Source organism: Brenneria uluponensis (assembly GCF_032395385.1).
GTDB lineage: Bacteria > Pseudomonadota > Gammaproteobacteria > Enterobacterales > Enterobacteriaceae > Prodigiosinella > Prodigiosinella aquatilis.
Genome location: NZ_CP135917.1, coordinates 2,654,364 through 2,674,808 on the forward strand (window position 1 = coordinate 2,654,364; position 20,445 = coordinate 2,674,808).

Annotated in this window: 15 protein-coding genes; 8 read left to right on the top strand and 7 right to left on the bottom strand. The window is 45.2% G+C overall.

What is annotated here, in order from left to right; translation table 11 throughout:
• Positions 1 to 128: 128 nt before the first annotated feature.
• The 5 genes from kdgR to icd all read right to left on the bottom strand — a co-directional run bounded on the left by kdgR (position 129) and on the right by icd (position 8,084).
• Positions 129 to 920: a DNA-binding transcriptional regulator KdgR gene (gene kdgR, locus RS889_RS12280; protein ID WP_021015808.1), complete on the bottom strand. Its 792-nt coding sequence runs from the start codon at positions 918 to 920 to the stop codon at positions 129 to 131.
• Between the two features lie 209 nt (positions 921 to 1,129).
• Positions 1,130 to 2,296, bottom strand: a complete 1,167-nt coding sequence (gene ogl / locus RS889_RS12285; RefSeq protein WP_021015807.1) for an oligogalacturonate lyase — start codon at positions 2,294 to 2,296, stop codon at positions 1,130 to 1,132.
• Between the two features lie 290 nt (positions 2,297 to 2,586).
• Positions 2,587 to 3,471, bottom strand: a complete 885-nt coding sequence (htpX, locus tag RS889_RS12290) for a protease HtpX (protein WP_315707463.1) — start codon at positions 3,469 to 3,471, stop codon at positions 2,587 to 2,589.
• Positions 3,472 to 3,922: 451 nt separating this feature from the next.
• A complete protein-coding gene (locus RS889_RS12295; protein ID WP_021015805.1) occupies positions 3,923 to 6,094 on the bottom strand; it encodes a sensor domain-containing phosphodiesterase in 2,172 nt (723 codons plus the stop codon).
• 736 nt (positions 6,095 to 6,830) lie between these two features.
• Complete coding sequence (gene icd / locus RS889_RS12300; protein ID WP_290182752.1) at positions 6,831 to 8,084, bottom strand: NADP-dependent isocitrate dehydrogenase; 1,254 nt, start codon at positions 8,082 to 8,084, stop codon at positions 6,831 to 6,833.
• A gap of 101 nt (positions 8,085 to 8,185) precedes the next feature.
• Between icd and rluE the strand changes: the two genes are divergently transcribed.
• From rluE to mnmA, 3 genes are all read left to right on the top strand, one after another.
• Complete coding sequence (gene rluE, locus RS889_RS12305; protein ID WP_315707464.1) at positions 8,186 to 8,842, top strand: 23S rRNA pseudouridine(2457) synthase RluE; 657 nt, start codon at positions 8,186 to 8,188, stop codon at positions 8,840 to 8,842.
• Positions 8,835 to 9,281 carry an NUDIX domain-containing protein gene (locus RS889_RS12310; protein WP_315707465.1) on the top strand — a complete coding sequence of 149 codons (447 nt, stop codon included), beginning with the start codon at positions 8,835 to 8,837 and terminating at the stop codon, positions 9,279 to 9,281. Before rluE ends, RS889_RS12310 begins: the two co-directional genes overlap by 8 nt.
• Before the next feature lie 102 nt (positions 9,282 to 9,383).
• A complete protein-coding gene (gene mnmA / locus RS889_RS12315; RefSeq protein ID WP_315707466.1) occupies positions 9,384 to 10,496 on the top strand; it encodes a tRNA 2-thiouridine(34) synthase MnmA in 1,113 nt (370 codons plus the stop codon).
• Positions 10,497 to 10,758: 262 nt separating this feature from the next.
• Here mnmA and RS889_RS12320 read toward each other — a convergent pair whose 3' ends face one another.
• Positions 10,759 to 12,426, bottom strand: a complete 1,668-nt coding sequence (locus RS889_RS12320; RefSeq protein WP_315707467.1) for a methyl-accepting chemotaxis protein — start codon at positions 12,424 to 12,426, stop codon at positions 10,759 to 10,761.
• Between the two features lie 764 nt (positions 12,427 to 13,190).
• Here RS889_RS12320 and hflD point away from each other — a divergent pair.
• The 5 genes from hflD (at position 13,191) to RS889_RS12345 (ending at position 18,832) form a co-directional block, all read left to right on the top strand.
• Positions 13,191 to 13,823, top strand: coding sequence for a high frequency lysogenization protein HflD (gene hflD, locus RS889_RS12325; protein ID WP_315707468.1), 633 nt, complete (start codon positions 13,191 to 13,193; stop codon positions 13,821 to 13,823).
• Between the two features lie 143 nt (positions 13,824 to 13,966).
• Positions 13,967 to 15,337: an adenylosuccinate lyase gene (purB, locus tag RS889_RS12330; protein WP_315707469.1), complete on the top strand. Its 1,371-nt coding sequence runs from the start codon at positions 13,967 to 13,969 to the stop codon at positions 15,335 to 15,337.
• Positions 15,338 to 15,513: 176 nt separating this feature from the next.
• Positions 15,514 to 16,197, top strand: coding sequence for a two-component system response regulator PhoP (gene phoP, locus RS889_RS12335; protein ID WP_315707470.1), 684 nt, complete (start codon positions 15,514 to 15,516; stop codon positions 16,195 to 16,197).
• A gap of 1 nt (position 16,198) precedes the next feature.
• The gene (gene phoQ, locus RS889_RS12340) at positions 16,199 to 17,650 is read left to right on the top strand and encodes a two-component system sensor histidine kinase PhoQ (protein ID WP_315707471.1); all 1,452 of its coding nucleotides are present in this window, start codon (positions 16,199 to 16,201) and stop codon (positions 17,648 to 17,650) included.
• Positions 17,651 to 17,710: 60 nt separating this feature from the next.
• Positions 17,711 to 18,832, top strand: coding sequence for a ribosomal protein uL16 3-hydroxylase (locus RS889_RS12345; RefSeq protein ID WP_315707472.1), 1,122 nt, complete (start codon positions 17,711 to 17,713; stop codon positions 18,830 to 18,832).
• 159 nt (positions 18,833 to 18,991) lie between these two features.
• Here the strand turns inward: RS889_RS12345 and pepT are convergent, their stop codons facing one another.
• Positions 18,992 to 20,260 (bottom strand): peptidase T, encoded by a 1,269-nt coding sequence (gene pepT, locus RS889_RS12350; protein WP_315707473.1) that lies wholly within the window; start codon positions 20,258 to 20,260, stop codon positions 18,992 to 18,994.
• Between the last annotated feature and the right edge of the window lie 185 nt (positions 20,261 to 20,445).

The window sequence follows — 20,445 nt, forward strand, 5'->3', positions numbered from 1 at the left end:
CGGGTAAATTCGACCCCGAATTATGCTGTCCATACAATTACAGATAGATATGCTGCGATATATGATCGTTTTTTAATGGCAGTAAAAAGCCTGTCACCAAGACAGGCTAATCTAAGTCAAACCCAGATTCAGAATGGGTAATCGTGATATCCCATCTGTTCAGAAATATTGCGAGCGGCGGTATGCAGCATCGCTACATACTCCTGCTTATTGTCCTCAGAAAAGCGGATAGTGGGAAACGATACGCTCAAACCCGCGATAACCACGCCAAAACGGTCAAAGACAGGAACAGCAATACAACGCAACCCTTCTTCCTGCTCTTCATTATCCTCGCCATACCCTTGGCTGTGGACCAGGTCAAGCTGAGGTAACAGCTCCTCAGCACTGCAAAGCGTACGCGGTGTACTGCGTTTGAACTCTACCAGTTTCAGGATTTCTTTTACTTCCTCACGGTCACGCCAAGCCAGTAAAACCTTACCAATTGCAGTACTGTGTAATGGATTACGGCGGCCAATACGCGAATACATCCGCAAGTTATACATAGAGTCGATTTTATGGATATAGACGATACTGTCTTCATCCAACGCCCCCAAATGAATAGTTTCCCGCGTGAGTGCAGAAAGTTCCCTCATCTGAATATCAGCGCTGCGGATCAAATCGACGTTTTGTAGTGCCTTCGCTCCTAGTTCAAACAATTTTAGCGTAAGCGAGTATTTTTCCGACTCACCTTCCTGAGCAACATAGCCTAAAGACTTCATCGTTTGTAGGAAACGATAAACTGTACTTTTAGACATCATGACACGCTGTGAAAGCTCAGTGATACCAATTTCACGTTCTTCGCCTAACGCCTGCAAGATACCAAAAACCTTCAAGACAGACGACACGGAATCGGGTTGTTTATCTAAATCTGCAATAGCCATTTTGGTGGTTACCCTACTCAGTTTTTTTGTTTTAAAAAAAATAGAACAATGGTTTTAGTATAAAGGGAACACTTTGAGTATGGCAATGGAACAATCATCTATAATCGACACTCTCAATAAGTTGTTGGTTATAAGCGTTGCCTCTCTGATATTTACCTAACATCAAAAAGCTAGAAACCACGCCTGATTGCACGTGGTTTCTTGAAGCATTATTGCCAGACAGAGTCCGGCACTTTCGCCAGATATAATGCTGGCATACCATCCATATCAGATGTAAACAAAATTTGTTTATTATCCGGTGTAAAAGATGGATGCGGATGGGTTACTTGGCGATCTCCCTCCAGAACGTCCCAGGAGGTGTTATGTTGAGCGACCCGATGTTGTTTACCCGTTTTCATATTAAATACATACAAGAAAGGATCATTTTCAATCTTATAACCACCATCGTCCTTCACATCTACTGGCGCATTGGAGCCATCACCCACCATTAACGTACCGTCATAGTTACTCATCAAGTGTGAACAGGCTGGCATTTCCATCAATTGCCGGTTTTCTAATGTTACGGGGTCAATACTACAGATAAAACGATTCGTACTGCCTTTCATATAAGAGACATAAACAAGGGCGGAACCATCTGGAACCCAGAATTCATGAGTACAACTTTCACCCGGTGCATGCTCTTTCACCTTCCGCATGTTGCTACCGTCCTCATTAATGAACCACATACGGGCATCGACCAGATCATGCGGTCCCTCATGGCAGAAGGCAACGGTATTATCATCGCCAGGGCGATAGATTGGATGTCCAAGCCATTGGTTTTCTTTAAGAATGGTTTTTGCCTTACCCGTCTGTAGGTCTACACAAATCAAGCGGCAACATGGATTAGTGAAATAGAACTCCTGAAACTTTTTCCAATCAGTAAGCGGTTTCCAGTCCTCTTTTTTAATTTCAATCCCCACCATCTTGCTACAATCAGAATTAGCCACCCAAGTACCGTATCCAACCCAATCATCCGGAACCTGATAAATGGTCGATTCTTCCAGTGTTTCCAGATCCACGCGCATCAAGTTACGTGTCTTTTTTACGTAATAGAGTGCATCATCTTTCGGTGATAGAAATCCTCCAAACGTATTATCACCCGTCCCTTCTGTTAGCTGTGTTGCCTGTTGTTTTTTAAGATCCAGTAAATAATAGTTCCACGAACCGTCAAAAGCGCCACCAAATAACAAGTTACTTCCATCATTACTGAAACATTTCTGATAAAAATAATTGCGGTGACAGATGACATCGGGAGGAGTGAGACGTACAACGTCAGTACCAGTTACTGGATCCTGGTAGGTATGAAACGTGAAAGGAAGCTTATTACCTTTAGCCATCTGTAAATCCTTAGCGCTTATCATGAAGAATCTGATGTCGTCTGAGAACTATGTTGCAACGTAGCTCAAACAGTTCACCTGTAATATTGATATTTTAGAAACATCGTTTCACTTTTCCGTGATCGTGGTTTTATTTTATGAAATATTTCAGATGTTTTCACTCACTGTTTGATTTGAGGCAAGATTATTTTATCCAGTACTGGAAAATAGACAGTGTTGTCATTATCCCTGTTTTTCAAAAAAAAAGGCCCCATTCGGAGCCTTTATCGACAAACTAGAGAAGACGTTAGTTATTTCAGGTATGAGCCATTACGAAGTGCTTCGATGCGCTTATCCAGTGGCGGATGAGACATAAACAGTTCACTAAATGATTTAGACTTACCATTAATACAAAACGCCATCATACTGCTATCTTCTTGTGGCTCGTAACTGGTTTTCAGACGCTGTAAAGCAGCAATCATTTTTTCCCGACCTACTAACGTGGCTGAACCGGCATCGGCATGAAATTCACGATAACGGGAAAACCACATCGTGATAATACTGGCCAAAATGCCAAATAGCAGTTCCAAGACCGTCGCGACCGCAAAATAAACCAGTGGATTTCCACCACTGCCTTCCTCACCATCATCTCTGTTACCTGAAAGGAAACCAGAAACCACTTGGGCAAGAAGCCGTGAGATAAAGATGACAAAGGTGTTAACTACTCCCTGAATCAACGTCATGGTAACCATATCCCCATTGGCAACATGACTGATTTCATGGGCGATAACTGCTTGAGCCTCATCACGGTTCATATTCTGCAACAGGCCACTGCTGACAGCGACCAAAGAAGCATCACGGCGAGCACCCGTGGCAAAAGCATTGATATCAGGAGAATGGTAAACAGCAACCTGCGGCATAGTAATGCCTACTTGCTGTGATAGTTCTCTAACGGTGGTAAGCAGCCAGCGTTCTGTTTCATTACGTGGTTGTTCAATCACTTCACCACCGACTGAACGCAATGCCATCCATTTCGACATCAACAGTGAAACAAAAGCGCCGCCAAAACCAAACAGTCCGGACATGATCACTAATCCTTGTACACTGCTGGACTGAATTCCTGTCAGGCTGAGCACTAACCCGAATACCAACATCACCGCCAGGTTGGTGATAAGGAAAAGCGCAATACGCATCATATGGATCTGATTCCCTCACTCAATGAAAACAACACCAGAATGGTGTCTGAAACATTGATATCGTATGGTCTGCCGTAATGTTTTCAAGCATTCTTAACGTTTCAGTTACTAAATACACATAACTTTACATTCTCCTCTACCACCTCAGGCAAAAAGGAGGAATTTTTTAGGCACAAATACATTTATCTTTCCCATGCAATACACTTACTGCCACTTTGTACAAAACCATATGGAAGCCAAAAAAGAATCAATAAATGCCGGGATAGTAGTAAGGAGCGATATGATTTTTAATGCGGATATAAACATTATTTGCAAGTACGTTCTGGTTATTTTTTAATTGGGTTGCTCAAAAAGCGCCCCTTCATTAAGCAAAAAGGCAACTGATTAAAAATCATCACTCTACCAAAAAATGGTTGATTTTAAGACAGTGCCTTTCCGCTGTGGCCATCAATTACACTGTGTTAGATTCCTTACCTAATCCAAGTAATTTCTCAAACTCAACAGCAGGTACAGGACGCCCAAACAGATATCCCTGAGCCTGTTCACACCCTTTATTTCTTAATCGCTCATACTGTTCCTGCGTTTCAACGCCTTCAGCAATAACATTCAGACCAAAACTTTTGCCAAGGTAAAGAATAGCGCGAACGATTGCCGCATCAGGGGGAGAATCACACATGGCAAAAACAAAAGTCTGGTCAATTTTGAGCCGAGTTACCGGATAATTTTTCAACATACTTAACGAGGCATATCCGGTACCATAATCATCAAATGCGATACCAACGCCTTCGTCACGAAGCTCGTTTAAAAGCTGCAACATATTTTCATCATGTCGAAGAATGATATTTTCGGTGATTTCAAGCTCCAAAGCGTCCGGGGGCAATCCAGTGAGGGATAGTACCGACTTTATATTTTGTGCCAGCATTCCAGAACGGAACTGAGCAGCAAACAGATTAACACTGATACGAAAATCTTTGGCACCGGCATTGCGCCAATCCGCAGCCTGCCAGCAAGCTGTTTGTAAAACCCAGTCACCAACACGCTCGGCCCATGGACCTCGTTCCAATGCTGCAATGAAAGCAGCAGGACTCAGTAATCCTTTATAAGGATGTCGCCAGCGTAGCAGCGCCTCAGCGCCAACAATCCGATTATCAATCAGGCTGACCTGCGGTTGATAAAATACCTCAAATTCACTCTGTTCATACGCACGAATAAATTCCAGTTGGAAAGCATGCTTGGCTTGAAAAACTTCCCTTAACTCACGAGTGAAGAAACGGTAACAGTTACGCCCCTCTGCCTTAGCCTGGTATAACGCCAAATCAGCACTGGTTAACAGATCCTGCACCGATACTCCGTTGGACGGGTGCATGACCAAGCCAATGCTGGCACTGGTATTGATCTGCTTATCCTCGATAATAATAGCCTGAGAAATATCATAGATAATCCGTTCAGCAATATTTGCTGCCAGTCGGGGATCATCAAGTCGAGGCAGCAGCAAAGCAAATTCATCTCCGCCCATACGCGCCACAAGATCATCGCTACGGACACTGGCCTGCAACTTTTTTGCTACACTGATAAGAATTTCATCCCCGCTGGGGTGGCCCAAACTATCGTTAATATATTTAAAACCATCCAGATCGATTATCATCACGCACACGGAGGAACCGACCTTCACTACTTGCTCTAAAGTCGATGTCAGTAACGTCCGGTTGGCAAGCCCTGTGAGCGGATCACGATGAGCTTGAAGAAATAACCGTTCTTCATAACGCCGACGCTCCATCGCATCTCGCAAAATGGCGCAGTAACTGGCAGTATTATTCTCTTTCCACATAGACACGGAAATTTCGATCGGAAGTAGCGCACCACTCATGGTCCGGGCTTCACGTTTAATGCTACCGCCTTTGAGCTGCGCCGTGCTGTCCATAGAAAGATGATGAAGCTGAACCACAAACATATCAGGTACCACTGTGCTGATGTGCTGGCCAACTATCTGTTCTCTGGTATATTCCAGCATTTTTTCAGCCGATTCATTCCAGAAGGTGATAATCCCTTTCTCATCAACACATAAAACGGTGTCTGGTGATGTTTTTGCGATATGTTCAAAACGTATCTGACTATCCATCCTAGCCAATTGAAGCCGCCGCATTTCCAACTTATCCATAACTAATGCAGCCAAATCCTGCAAGTTATGAGCATCTCTTGCACTGAACGATGTTCGCGGTTTCTGGTCGATAATGCTAAGCGCACCAATAGCATAACCAGTGGACGTTCGCAGCGGAATCCCAGCATAGAACCTGATGTGGGGTTTTCCGATCACTAGAGGACTATTTTTAAAACGGGAATCTTTGCGAGCATCAGAAATAACCATAATCCTTTTTCTGAGGATCGTATGGGTACAAAATGAAATTTCACGTGGCGTCTCACAAGTTGAAACCCCTGTGCCGACCGCAATGAGCTGACGCTCTCCTTCCAGAAGAGAAACTAATACGATAGGAACATTAAAAACATTTGCCGCCAGGTTAGTCAGATTATTAAAACCAGAATCAGACAATGGGCAATTGATACCATACTCACTCAACGCCGCAAGCCGGTTTTGTTCATCTTTATTTACTGGGGCTCGACTCATGGGGTTCCCCTTACATTATCCATTGTTTTAGCTGTCAAAATTTGTAGCTGGTTGCCATAGAACTCAGTGCCGTTTCTTTTTGATCACACAAAAACAGGTTATCGATGGAGAAAACCACCGACCTGTTGATTAGTGATAATACGATAACTGTCTACTATCCTTTTTTGCCTGTTTACCTTGTTGAAATGGTTACATCACTCAATACAATTGCCAAGCAGTGTTTGACACAATAGCAAAATGCAGGCATTGAGAAAGCATTATGATAAAAAATTTTGCGCTGTTCTTACACCCTTGAGATCAGTAATCAAGGAATAAATACATTAAGTTACCTAAGTAAATTACTTTATGTTACAACGGAAAATGCCAAGATTTGCAAAAAATAAAGGATTAAAAATTATCATCTCTATGCATAGATAATAGTACATCTAATACTCATCAGCGAAATAGCAGACTCACCACGACAGCTAAATTAAGAACATTGTGGTGAAAAAACCACTCTTTGTCATTAATCTTCACGCTACTGGTGAAAGTGGGCACTATTCAATATTAATTGGGGAAAAACACGGCGTTACATACTCAGAGAGAGCACTTCCTCACATGAGAAACATGGACTCGATCAGCACAACTAAGAGGGAAAAATCCCATTAGATGGACGTAAATGCTGATTCAAAACTGACAAGTTGTAATAACGAACCCCACGAAACTCAAGTGTCGTGAGGTTCAAAATTATAATATCTTACATATTGTCAATAATATCTTGCGCAAACTCACTGCATTTACGCAATGTCGCACCATCCATCAGACGTTCAAAATCGTAAGTTACAGTCTTATTTTTAATCGCCCCTTCCATGCCTTGAACAATCAGGTCAGCGGCTTCAAACCATTCCATATGGCGTAACATCATCTCTGCAGACAAGATAATAGAACCAGGGTTGACCTTATCCTGGCCCGCATATTTTGGTGCAGTGCCATGAGTAGCTTCAAATAGCGCACACTCGTCACCAATGTTGGCTCCCGGGGCAATACCGATACCACCGACCTGCGCGGCCAAAGCATCTGAAATGTAGTCACCATTCAGGTTCATGCAAGCGATCACATCATATTCAGCCGGACGCAGTAAAATTTGTTGCAGGAACGCATCGGCAATAACATCTTTAACAACAATATCTTTACCCGTTTTCGGATTCTTGATTTTTACCCATGGTCCGCCATCAATCAGTTCACCGCCAAACTCTTCGCGAGCAAGCTGATATCCCCAATCTTTAAAGGCCCCTTCAGTAAACTTCATGATATTGCCTTTATGCACCAGCGTGAGGGAATCACGGTCATTCGTGATGGCATATTCAATCGCTGCGCGTACCAGGCGTTTGGTCCCTTCTTCAGAGCACGGCTTCACACCAATACCACACTGCTGTGGGAAGCGGATTTTAGTAACGCCCATCTCTTCACGCAGGAATGTAATCACTTTATCTGCTTCAGCAGTACCTGCTTTCCACTCAATGCCTGCATAGATGTCTTCTGCGTTTTCACGAAAGATCACCATGTCAGTCAGTTCCGGATGTTTTACCGGGCTTGGCGTCCCTTCATAATAACGAACCGGACGCAGACAAATATAAAGATCCAGTTGCTGGCGTAGCGCTACGTTTAAAGAGCGAATACCGCCACCGACTGGTGTTGTCAGAGGGCCTTTAATCGCCACACGATATTCACGAATCAAATCCAGCGTCTCTTCTGGCAACCAGACATCTTTACCGTAAACTTGTGTTGATTTTTCACCGGTATAGATTTCCATCCAGGAAATAGCACGTTTTCCCTGATAAGCTTTTTTTACTGCAGCATTAACAACATGAATCATGGCAGGAGTAACATCGACACCAATACCGTCCCCTTCAATGAACGGAATAACCGGGTTATCAGGAACCACCAATTTACCCTGACTATCAACTGTGATTTTCTGACCTTCCGCCGGTACAACTACTTTGCTTTCCATTAACCTCTCCTTCGAGCGCAATTTTGTTAATGAGTTGTAAGATGTATGCCGATACTACTTGAATATTCAGCTCACGCCAATCGCAAACCATTTCGAGTATAATGTTTTTGTCATTCGCAACCAGTAAGAAGATGAATAAATTCTCTGTTAGAAATCACAAGTTTAAACGTTTCAGCTCACGGTCGTTCAAAAAAAACACACCTGCTTCTCAGCTGCGTCGTATTGTGCTGTTTAATAAACCTTTCGATGTACTATCACAGTTCACAGATGAGGCCGGACGAACAACACTGAAGGACTATATACCATTCAGTGACATCTATGCGGCAGGGCGTTTGGACCGCGATAGCGAAGGGCTGATGATCCTGACCAACGATGGTGTTCTTCAGGCCCGTCTGACACAGCCCGGCAAACGAACACCTAAAATCTATTATGCGCAGGTTGAAGGTATCCCTGATAACACGGCACTCGCGCAGTTTAAAGCTGGTCTGGCATTAAAAGACGGACGCACGCTGCCAGCAGACGTCGAGATAGTTCCTGAACCAGCATGGTTATGGCCCAGAATCCCCCCTATTCGCGATCGGAAATCTATCCCGGTGTGTTGGCTAAAAGTTACTCTGTACGAAGGCCGCAATAGACAAGTACGCCGGATGACGGCTCACATAGGTTTTCCTACACTGCGGCTGATACGTTACAGTATGTTGAATCATACCCTGGAGGGACTACTCCCTGGGGCATGGAAAGAGGTAGATAATGTTTAGACCCCACGTCACTGTCGCCTGCGTTGTCCAGGCGGAGAGTCATTTTTTGATAGTGGAAGAAATTATTAACCATAAACGGCTCTGGAATCAGCCAGCCGGGCACCTTGAAGCCGATGAGACATTGATTCAGGCGGCCAGTCGTGAGTTGTGTGAAGAAACTGGCATACAAGCCATGCCACAGGCTTTTCTGCAACTGCACCAATGGATCGCCCCAGACCATACGTCTTTTTTGCGGTTCTGCTTTACTATCGATCTGCCTGAACGTGTTGCGACCATGCCACAAGACAGTGATATTGACTGTTGCCACTGGCTGACCGCAGAAGAAATCATTCATTCAGATCAGTTACGCTCCCCGCTAGTCGCCGAAAGCATCCGTTGTTATCAACGTGGTCTGCGTTATCCACTCGCTTTGCTGGAAGCCTTTAACTGGCCATACTAAAGCAGCAGCAGAAGGCGGTGCAGCCCAATAGTCAACATGCTAAAATGCACCACCCGTTTTTTGCCTTAACGCATTATATATTTTTCAGTTTGTGAGACTCTCATGTCAGATAACAGCCAGAAAAAAGTAATTGTCGGTATGTCCGGCGGTGTCGATTCTTCCGTTTCCGCTTACCTGCTTCAACAACAGGGATATCAGGTCGAGGGCCTGTTCATGAAGAACTGGGAGGAGGATGACGACACAGAATACTGTTCTGCCGCTACTGATCTGGCCGATGCACAAGCCGTTTGCGACAAGCTGGGTGTCGAGTTGCACACAGTAAATTTCGCCGCAGAATACTGGGATAACGTTTTTGAACACTTCTTGGCGGAATATAAAGCGGGACGCACGCCGAACCCCGATATTCTGTGCAACAAGGAGATCAAGTTTAAAGCCTTCCTTGAATTTGCCGCCGAAGATCTGGGTGCCGATTTTATTGCCACTGGGCACTATGTCCGGCGTCAGGATATTAATGGAAAAAGCCACCTGTTGCGTGGTCTGGATGGCAATAAAGACCAAAGCTATTTTCTTTATACACTCAGTCATCAACAATTGGCACAAAGCCTGTTTCCGGTCGGTGAACTGGAAAAACCGCAGGTCAGAAAAATTGCCGAACAATTGGATTTAGCGACGGCTAAAAAGAAAGATTCCACTGGCATCTGTTTTATTGGCGAGCGTAAATTTCGCGAATTTCTGGCTCGCTATCTACCGGCTCAACCGGGCGCCATTATCTCAGTTGATGATGGGAAAACGATGGGTGAGCATCAAGGGTTGATGTATCACACATTGGGACAGCGCAAAGGCCTGGGTATCGGTGGCGTGAAAGAAGGCGGTGACGATCCGTGGTATGTCGTAGATAAGGACGTCGTGAATAATATTCTGTACGTCGCTCAGGGTCATGAACATCCAAGATTGATGTCTGATGGTCTTATCGCCCAACAATTGCATTGGGTTGACCGCAATCCACTCACCCATGAACTGCACTGTGTGGTCAAAACCCGTTATCGACAGGCTGATATTCCATGCACGGTTATCCCCATCGACGGTGACCGGATTCAGGTTCGCTTTGGCAAGCCAGTCGCTGCTGTCACACCAGGACAATCTGCCGTTTTCTATCAGGATGAAATCTGTCTTGGTGGAGGCATTATCGAAGAGCGTCAACCCGCTTACGATTAACCGTGTTACTCTTTTCGCATGGTAAAGGATGCCAGGTGGTGTCCTTGAACTTGACAACAAAGTGCACATCGCGGCGATAATCGAAAGATTGTAAAGACACTGCAAGTACCTCCTTGTAAGCTCAAGCCGCGCCATCCTTGACGCGGATGCTTTACTCTTCTCTCCCATTATCACTGTTCTGACACCGCACATAAGTTTGCCAATGATCGGCAGGTGCCAGATGGCGCCTTTTTACTTATTGCATTAACGTATTCGGCAACAATCAGAATTTTTCCCAGTTGTTATCATTAGATACCATTTTTTTCTCTGACGTTGCGCCAGGGAGCGCTATTGGTTGTGATCTGCTGCTTTCTCTCTCTGGTGAACGTTCATCTGACTCCGACATCTGAAAAATAGAAACGATTTCCGTCAAACGTCGTGCCTGTTCTTCAAGCGATGCTGAAGCAGCCGTTGACTGTTCAACCAATGAGGCGTTCTGCTGAGTGACACTATCCATCTCTACAATCGCTTGGCCTACCTGGGAAATACCCTTACTTTGCTCATTGGAGGCGGATGCAATCTCACCCATAATATCGGTCACGCTGGTTACAGCTTTAACAATGTTATCCATTGCATCACCCGCACGAGTGACTTGCGTTGACCCCATGTTCACATTATTGACAGATTCCCCGATAAGTCCTTCTATCTCTTTGGCCGCCTGCGCACTACGCTGTGCCAGACTCCGCACCTCACTGGCAACTACAGCAAATCCTCGCCCCTGCTCTCCGGCTCGCGCAGCCTCCACTGCTGCATTCAACGCCAGAATATTGGTCTGGAAAGCAATACTGTTGATAACGTTAATGATATCGGCAATTTTCTGAGAACTGCTACTAATTGCCCCCATAGTTTTAATCACTTCGCCAACGATATCACCCCCTTCATGTGCCGTTTTCGACGCATTCTGTGCCAACACGCTTGCCTGGCTGGCATTGTCAGCGTTTTGTTTCACCGCAGCACTGAGCTGCTCCATGCTGCTCGCAGTTTCTTCAAGCGCAGAGGCCTGTTCCTCGGTGCGTGAAGACAAGTCGGTATTACCGGAAGAAATTTCACTGGTTCCACGATAAATAGCTTCAGAGCTGCCACGGATTTCCGAAACAGTTTTTACCCAGTTATCCTGCATTTGCTGCACATAAGGAACGAGCTGACCTACACAGTTTCTTCCGGTATTTACCATTCTGGTATACAAATTACCGACAGCCAGAACTTGCAGATGCTTTTTGATTAGCTCAAGTGGTTTGATAACATAGGTTGCCAGATAACGGTCGGTGAGCAATACAATGATAAAACCGACGATCAGCGCAGCAATCAACATTTGCTGGCATCGGTTCACCCATACAGAAATGCGGTCCTGAGCTTCAGCTTTTAACTGGAATATAGCCTTGTTGTATTGCTCGATGGCTACCGTAAAATTGTTACGCAGCGAAGGGAAAATTTGAGTCAGTTTTTTGGCATCATCAATCCGATTCGCTTTGATGGCATCCGCTAACGGCGTGACACCTTCGGTGAAAAGTTTATAGGAGCTGTTGTAGATTAAACCAATAATCTTAGGATCAATGTTGACATGATCAATAGATTTAAATTGATCAAGCCCTTCCTTTAATTTATCCATCTCTTTTCCAGCCATCATGAGCTGGATATCCGCTAGTGAAGAATTGTCCTTGATTCTTGCGTCTAACGCACTGTAAAGCTGGTTTTGAACACGATAATAATGTGCATTAGCATCATTTATAATATCGCCATTTCCTTGCTGAACATTCGTCAACTGTAACTCTTCAGTCAATTGATCCAGTGAGTAAAGCGCAAATGCTGACACCCCTCCCCATAAAATACAAAATAGGATAAGAATCAAAACCATCATAGTTCTTATTTTTATATCTCGAAGAAATCTCATAATTCTACCCCTGATAAAACGCGTTACGTATTAACCTCAATGAAATGAGGTAATTATGGCTTTTCCGCTGGAACTCGCCCTATGGAGAGTCTTGCATCCGGCTAAGAAATAAAGTTCTATTTTATTATCGGCACGCTGAGGAAAATCTTTGATCATTAATTTGAATCTGCTCAAACTTTTGATATTGATTTCACATGCATCATAACGTCTATTTAAATAACCACTCATATGGAAAAAATGAATAACAACGGTTAAAAATCAAAAACGCAAATAAAAAAAACAAAATACAGTTTTACTTATAATTATTACTGATAGATACCAACAATAATCATTTATTCCATATAACACTTCATGCAGAAAATGAATCTTCATTAAATGACAACCCATCATACTTTCTACATAAAAAGAGATAATAACGTAGGAAACCAATCCCATTCAGACTGTCTGTAGACAGTTAATCGATTACAAAGTAGTCAAGCGAAACAAAGATATGCACATTATCTTCTTGTATTGCCATACATAACCAGCAATTGGAAAAACTGCATCTGTATATTTCTCTCTATCTGGCCCTACCAGAGGCTGTGTTCAACCAGCGTTTTATGGCATGATCTACTGAATTCAGCATTGCACTCCAGTACAAATGTGGAAGTCCAACATCAATTCAACTATCACTACTGATAAAAGGATTGCTCAATACTTTCTCCATGCGCCATCCAGCAAGGCACCCATGCAGGCTATTATAAAGAACAATGACAGGAGCAATTGTGGCTAAAAATTATCACGACATTACGCTGGCATTAGGCGGTATCTGCCAATCTGCCTGTCTGGTTCAACAACTGGCACATCAGGGCAACTGTAATAGCGACGCTCTGAGAACCTCGCTTAACAGCATATTGATCGTGAACCCTGCCACTACACTGGACGTTTTCGGCAATGAAGAAAGTAACCTGACAACAGGGTTGAAAACCTTGCTAAGTATACTGAATAGCACCCGTGGAGATCTTAATACTGAGTTGTCCCGCTATACATTCAGCCTCATAGCACTTGAACGACGCCTCGATAAAAATCGTTCAGCATTCAATGAACTGGGTAGTCGTATCAATCAATTGGGCCGACAGACAGAACACTACGATTTGCTTTCCGATACTATCATCAATGTCCTGGCTGGTATTTATGTGGACGTTATCAGCAAATTAGGTCCGCGTATTCAGGTTACAGGTTCAGTTGATATATTAAAAAACAATCAGATTCAAGCTAAAGTCAGAGCCATCTTACTGGCGGGTATCCGCTCAGCAGTCCTGTGGCAGCAGGTCGGTGGTGGGCGTCTACAATTAATGTTTGCTCGCAACGCACTGGTAAAACACGCCCAACAGATACTGTCACACTCTTATGCCTGATTATGCCTGATGATCTCCCCGGAATGATGGAGATTACACCATAAGAGTGGTGGTCGCTTATTCCGGTTCGGCCACCAGCATGCGATACTATTACAACAATACATTTTATTTTTTGTTAAACCCAATCTCAGGAGTTGCTTGCAATGGAATTATCCTCACTGACCGCCGTTTCCCCTATTGACGGACGCTACGGCGATAAAGTCAGCATGTTGCGCACTATTTTCAGTGAATATGGTTTACTGAAGTTTCGTGTGCAGGTTGAAGTACGTTGGCTGCAAAAACTGGCGGCCTGTGCAGAAATCCAGGAAGTTCCTGCATTTGACGCTGACGCAAACGCTTTCCTTGATAGAATTATCAGCGAATTCAGTGAAGAAGATGCTGCTCGTATTAAAACCATCGAGCGTACCACCAATCACGATGTCAAAGCTGTAGAGTATTTTCTAAAAGAAAAAGTGGCTACCGTACCTGCCCTGCATGCGGTCAGCGAATTTGTTCATTTCGCCTGCACCTCGGAAGATATCAACAACCTTTCCCACGCACTGATGCTGGGTACCGCACGCCGCGAGATCATCCTGCCTTTCTGGCGTAATATCACTGATGCCATCAAACAGTTAGCCCATCAGTATCGTGATATTCCGCTGTTGTCCCGTACCCATGGACAGCCAGCAACACCGTCTACCATTGGGAAGGAATTTGCCAACACAGCCTATCGAATGGAACGCCAGTTGCAGCAATTGCAACAGGTTGAAATAATGGGGAAAATTAATGGTGCCGTCGGCAATTATAATGCACATATGGTCGCCTATCCTGATATTGACTGGCATCAATTCAGCGAAAGTTTTGTGACGTCACTGGGTATCACCTGGAACCCGTATACCACACAAATTGAACCGCATGATTACATTGCCGAACTGTTCGATTGCATGGCACGCTTCAATACCATTCTGCTTGATTTTGACCGTGATGTTTGGGGTTATATTGCCCTTAATCATTTCAAGCAGAAAACCATTGCGGGTGAAATTGGCTCCTCCACAATGCCACATAAAGTGAATCCTATCGACTTTGAAAATTCCGAAGGCAATCTGGGATTATCTAACGCCGTATTAGGACATCTGTCCAGCAAATTGCCGGTTTCACGCTGGCAGCGTGACCTAACGGATTCAACCGTACTTCGTAATCTCGGCGTCGGTGTAGGCTATGCCGTAATCGCTTATCAGGCTACGCTTAAAGGCATCAGTAAACTGGAAGTAAACTGTGCTCATCTGGCCGATGAATTGGATCATAACTGGGAAGTGCTGGCTGAGCCGATTCAAACGGTAATGCGCCGTTATGGTATTGAGAAACCCTACGAAAAGCTGAAAGAGCTTACGCGCGGTAAACGTGTCGACGCTGAAGGAATAAAGCGCTTTATTGATGGGCTGGCGCTGCCTGAAGCAGAAAAAGTCCGCCTGAAAACATTAACGCCCGCTAATTACATTGGTCGCGCGTTGAAAATGGTTGATGAACTGAAATAAGTTATTCCCTACTTGGCAGGCGAAACTCTGTCTGCCATCATTTCTACTTCCGTTTGTTTACCTGCCGTTTATGGCAGTTATGGATAATCTTATCCGTCATTATTGCCAACCGTGTGATATTGGCTCGCCGCTATAATCAAAACACCTTCCTTCAGGATCCACTCAGAGAAAAAACCATGCGTATTCTTATTGTTGAAGATAATGTTCTGTTACGCCATCACCTGAGTGTTCAGATGAATGAGATGGGACATCAGGTGGATGCGGCCTCTGATGCCAAAGAAGCCGATTATTTTCTCCATGAGCACGCACCAGACATTGCCGTTATCGATCTAGGGTTACCGATTGAAGATGGCACCAGTTTGATCCGACGTTGGCGGGCACAGCAGATCAAACTGCCAATTCTGGTATTAACCGCCCGAGAAAGCTGGCAGGAGAAGGTCGCCGTTCTGGAAGCCGGGGCCGACGATTATGTCACCAAGCCATTTCACATGGAGGAAGTAGTCGCTCGCATGCAGGCGTTAATGCGTCGTAACTGTGGCCTGGCATCACAAATTATCAGCATTCCCCCGTTTGAGATCGATCTGTCTCGCCGGGAATTACTGGTCCGTGGCATCAACGTAAAATTAACAGCTTTTGAATACACCATTATCGAAACGTTAATTCGTAACTGTGGAAAAGTCGTCAGCAAAGAATCGCTAATGTTACAACTCTATCCCGACGCCGAACTACGTGAAAGCCACACCATTGATGTACTCATGGGTCGACTGCGCAAAAAATTACAGGCCATAGACTCCCATGAAGTCATCACGACGGTCAGAAGTCAGGGCTATCGCTTCGATATCAGTATGCACCAGGACTGATATGAGCAAAAAAAAACCACTCTCACTACGCTTTCGCTTCTTGATCGCCACTGCAGCGGTCGTACTGGCGCTCACCCTTTCTTACGGCGGTGTCGCTATCGTGGGGTACAGCATCAGCTTTGATCAAACGTCTTTTCGCCTATTGCGTGGTGAAAGCAACCTGTTTTATAGCCTGGCGCAATGGCGGGATCACCAACTTACTATCACTATCCCCGCAGAACTGGATATTAACTATCCAACATTGGTATTTATCTACGATAAACAAGGAAAATTATTGTGGCGAGAACATGCTGTACCAGCGCTGGAGGCGCTGATTAAACCCGAGTGGTTACAACGGACCGGCTATCATGAGTTAGATACAGACCCCCGTACCAGCAGCGCCGTACTGTCCGGCAACGCACAGATCATGAACAAGTTACAGGCGTACAATTCCGAGGATGATGCGCCACTGACACACTCTGTCGCCGTTAACATTTACCCGGCATCTGAACGCCTACCGTCACTCACCATTGTCGTTGTTGACAAAATTCCACAAGAGTTGCAACAGTCTGATGTCGTATGGGAATGGTTCCGCTACGTTCTTATCGCCCACCTCTTGCTAGTGCTACCGTTGTTATGGCTAGCCGCACACTGGAGTCTGCGCCCCATCAAACATCTGGTTCACCAAATTGGCGAGTTAGAAAACGGCACCCGCGATCAGTTAGATGAGAGCTCGCCTCGAGAACTGCATAGTCTGGTACGTAACCTCAATACATTGCTGAATAATGAGCGTCGGCGCTATCACAAATACCGCACCACGTTAACCGATTTGACGCACAGTCTGAAAACCCCGCTGGCGGTATTACAGACCACATTAAGGACATTACGCACCGGCAAGGATATTACTATTGAGCAGGCAGAACCGATTATGCTGGCGCAAATCAGCCGCATCTCACAACAGATTGGCTATTATCTGCACCGCGCCAGTATGCGTACTGAGCATCTGGTGATAGGCCGGGAAGTTCATTCCGTCCCCGCCCTGCTGGATAGCTTGTGCTCCGCGCTCAATAAAGTTTATCAACGTAAAGGTGTTGTACTCACGCTGGATATTTCCCCGGAACTGACATTTATCGGAGAAAAAAATGATTTCATGGAAATAATGGGCAATATTCTGGATAACGCCTGTAAATACTGCCTGGAATTTGTGGAGATCAGCGCACAATATTCCGAACAGAGATTACATCTGATTGTTGAAGATGATGGCCCCGGTGTTCTTCATAGCAAACGGGAATTGATTTTCCAACGCGGACAACGAGCCGATACACTTCGTCCTGGTCAAGGTATCGGTTTGGCGGTGGCAATAGAGATTATTGAGCAATATCAGGGTGAAATTCTCATCAGCGACAGCTCGTTGGGTGGAGCACGCATAGAAGCCATTTTTGGCCACCAGCACCTTAATCAGAATGAGGGATAAAAGACAGTACATCCGGCTTCCGCTATAATTGTTGCCAGCTCCCATTACTGGAAATATGTCATGGACTATCAACTTAATCTCGACTGGCAAGATTTTTTAGCACGCTACTGGCAAAAGTGTCCGGTCATTATCAAAGGTGGATTCTCTCCTTTCCTGGATCCGATTACCCCCGACGAACTGGCTGGTTTGGCACTCGAAAATGAAATAGACAGTCGTCTGGTCAGTCATCAAGATGGCCGTTGGGATGTGAGCCACGGCCCGTTTGAAAGCTACGACCATCTGGGGGAAACCAATTGGTCTTTGCTGGTTCAGGCCGTCGATCACTGGCATGAACCGTCCTCTGCGTTAATGTCCCCATTCCGTAAACTGCCTGACTGGCGTATTGACGATTTAATGATATCTTTTGCCGTGCCCGGCGGCGGTGTTGGTCCGCATATCGATCAATATGATGTGTTTATCATTCAAGGCACTGGTCGTCGCCGCTGGCGGGTCGGAGACAAAATGCCAATGAAACAGCATTGTCCTCATCCTGATCTGCTTCAGGTTGGACCGTTTGACGCCATTATTGATGAAGAAACTTTGCCAGGCGACATTCTGTACATTCCACCCGGTTTCCCACATGAAGGCTATTCACTGGAAAACTCGCTAAACTATTCGGTAGGTTTTCGCGCACCCAATGCTCGCGAGCTGATAAGCGGTTTTGCCGATTACGTATTGGCTCATGAATTAGGCAACTATCGTTATAGCGACCCTGACATCCAAACACGTGAACACCCTGCAACTATCCTGCCACAGGAATTGGATGTTCTGCAGCAGATGATGCTGGATCTGGTGCAACAAAAAGACTCGTTTCAGCAATGGTTTGGTGAATTCATTTCCCAATCCCGTCATGAACTGGATCTGGCACCACCTGAGCCGCCTTATCAGGCCGGAGAGATTTATGATCTCATGCAGCAAGGAGATTCACTGCGTCGTCTGGGAGGGTTACGAGTCTTGTGGCTGGGAGAAAGCTGCTTTGTGAACGGAGAAGAGTTTCGAAGTCCACATCAGGATGCGCTTTCAGCCCTTGCCCAGCATTCTGTCATCGACATGACGATGCTCAACGGTGCATTAGACGATCCGTCATTTCTCGCTCAGCTTACCGTACTGATAAACAATGGTTATTGGTACTTTGCTGATTAACACGAAAAATGGGCAGAGAAATACTGCCCTCTTATTGACACAGAGTACGGTCAGTTCGTTCGATATCTACAGCCGAAGAGATCCCTGCGCTTTTCAGGGATAACAGGATTAACGCCGTACACTTATCAACCGGGGATGATGTTTCGACAACATTCCCTTTTATACTTTTGCAGAAACTGGACTACCGGCAGTGTGTAAGGTACGAGCCTGCAACGCGGTTAATTCTGCAATACGCATAATGACAGATACTGCGCTTTCCATCCCTTCTAATGTGATGAATTCATGCTTACCGTGATAGTTATAGCCGCCAGTAAATAGATTCGGACAAGGCACCCCTTGAAATGACAACTGAGCCCCATCGGTACCACCTCGGATTGGATTCAATATCGGTTCAATATTACAATCCCGCATAGCTTGTTGTGCCAGCGCAACGACATGTGGATGTTGTTCAATTTGCTCACGCATGTTGTAGTAACTGTCAGTAATAGTCACTTCAATATAACACTCTGGATGTAGACCTTTCCCGACCTTTTCTGCAATCTCGATCATTGTCTTTTTGCGTTTTTCAAAACCGTCACGCTCAAAATCACGAATGATGTAATGCAGTTCTGCACGCTCAACCGTTCCCTTGGCACTATGAAGATGATAGAACCCCTGATAACCGTCAGTATGCTCTGGAACCTCCGTTGCAGGGACTTCCTGATGATAGCGTGTCGCCAACGTTAGCGCGTTAACCATGACACCTTTGGCACTACCAGGATGAACATTGTTACCAACAATTTTTACCATCACGGATGCGCCATTGAAGTTTTCGCACTCTAGCTCACCGACACCACCACCATCTACGGTATAGGCCCACTGGGCATTGAACGCATCGACATCAAAAAAATGCGGGCCTTTCCCTACTTCCTCATCTGGCGTGAATGCAATACGAATTTCACCATGAGGTACCTGCCGCTTCTGAAGCCGAACCATTGATGTCACAATTTCTGCAATCCCGGCTTTATCATCTGCCCCCAACAGGGTTTTACCATCGGTGGTGATCAGCGTATGTCCAAGCAAATGGTGCAGAACCGGAAACATCACCGGCGATAACACCTCATCACCGATACCCAGTGCGATATCACCCCCACGATAGCTTTCGACAATCTGCGGATTGACGTTTTTCCCGCTGTAATCCGGCGATGTATCCATGTGGGCAATAAAGCCGATGTTCGGCACGTCCCAGGCCACATTGGTAGGTAGTGTCGCCATGACACACCCATGCTTACTTAATGAGACCTGTTCAAATCCCAGTTCAAGCAGTTCCTGCCGTAGTGCGTGAGCAAGCTTAAGCTGGCCTTCAGTACTCGGAACCTGCCGAACACCGGCTTTGGATTGCGTATCGAAAGAAACGTAATTTAAAAAACGATCGAGTAATTTATCCATCTTTGCCCCCCGGAGCCTGAATTTCATTATGAAGAGGGCAATAGGAGCAGATATTGCGTCAGGTCAGTTTTTGTTTTGTTTCACGACTTAACTATCACTAACCGAGTCGCGCCAGTATGCTGGCATGCCATGACGAAGACATAAAGCACATAAAAAACTTCGCTCGGAAACGCAACGCTTCGGCA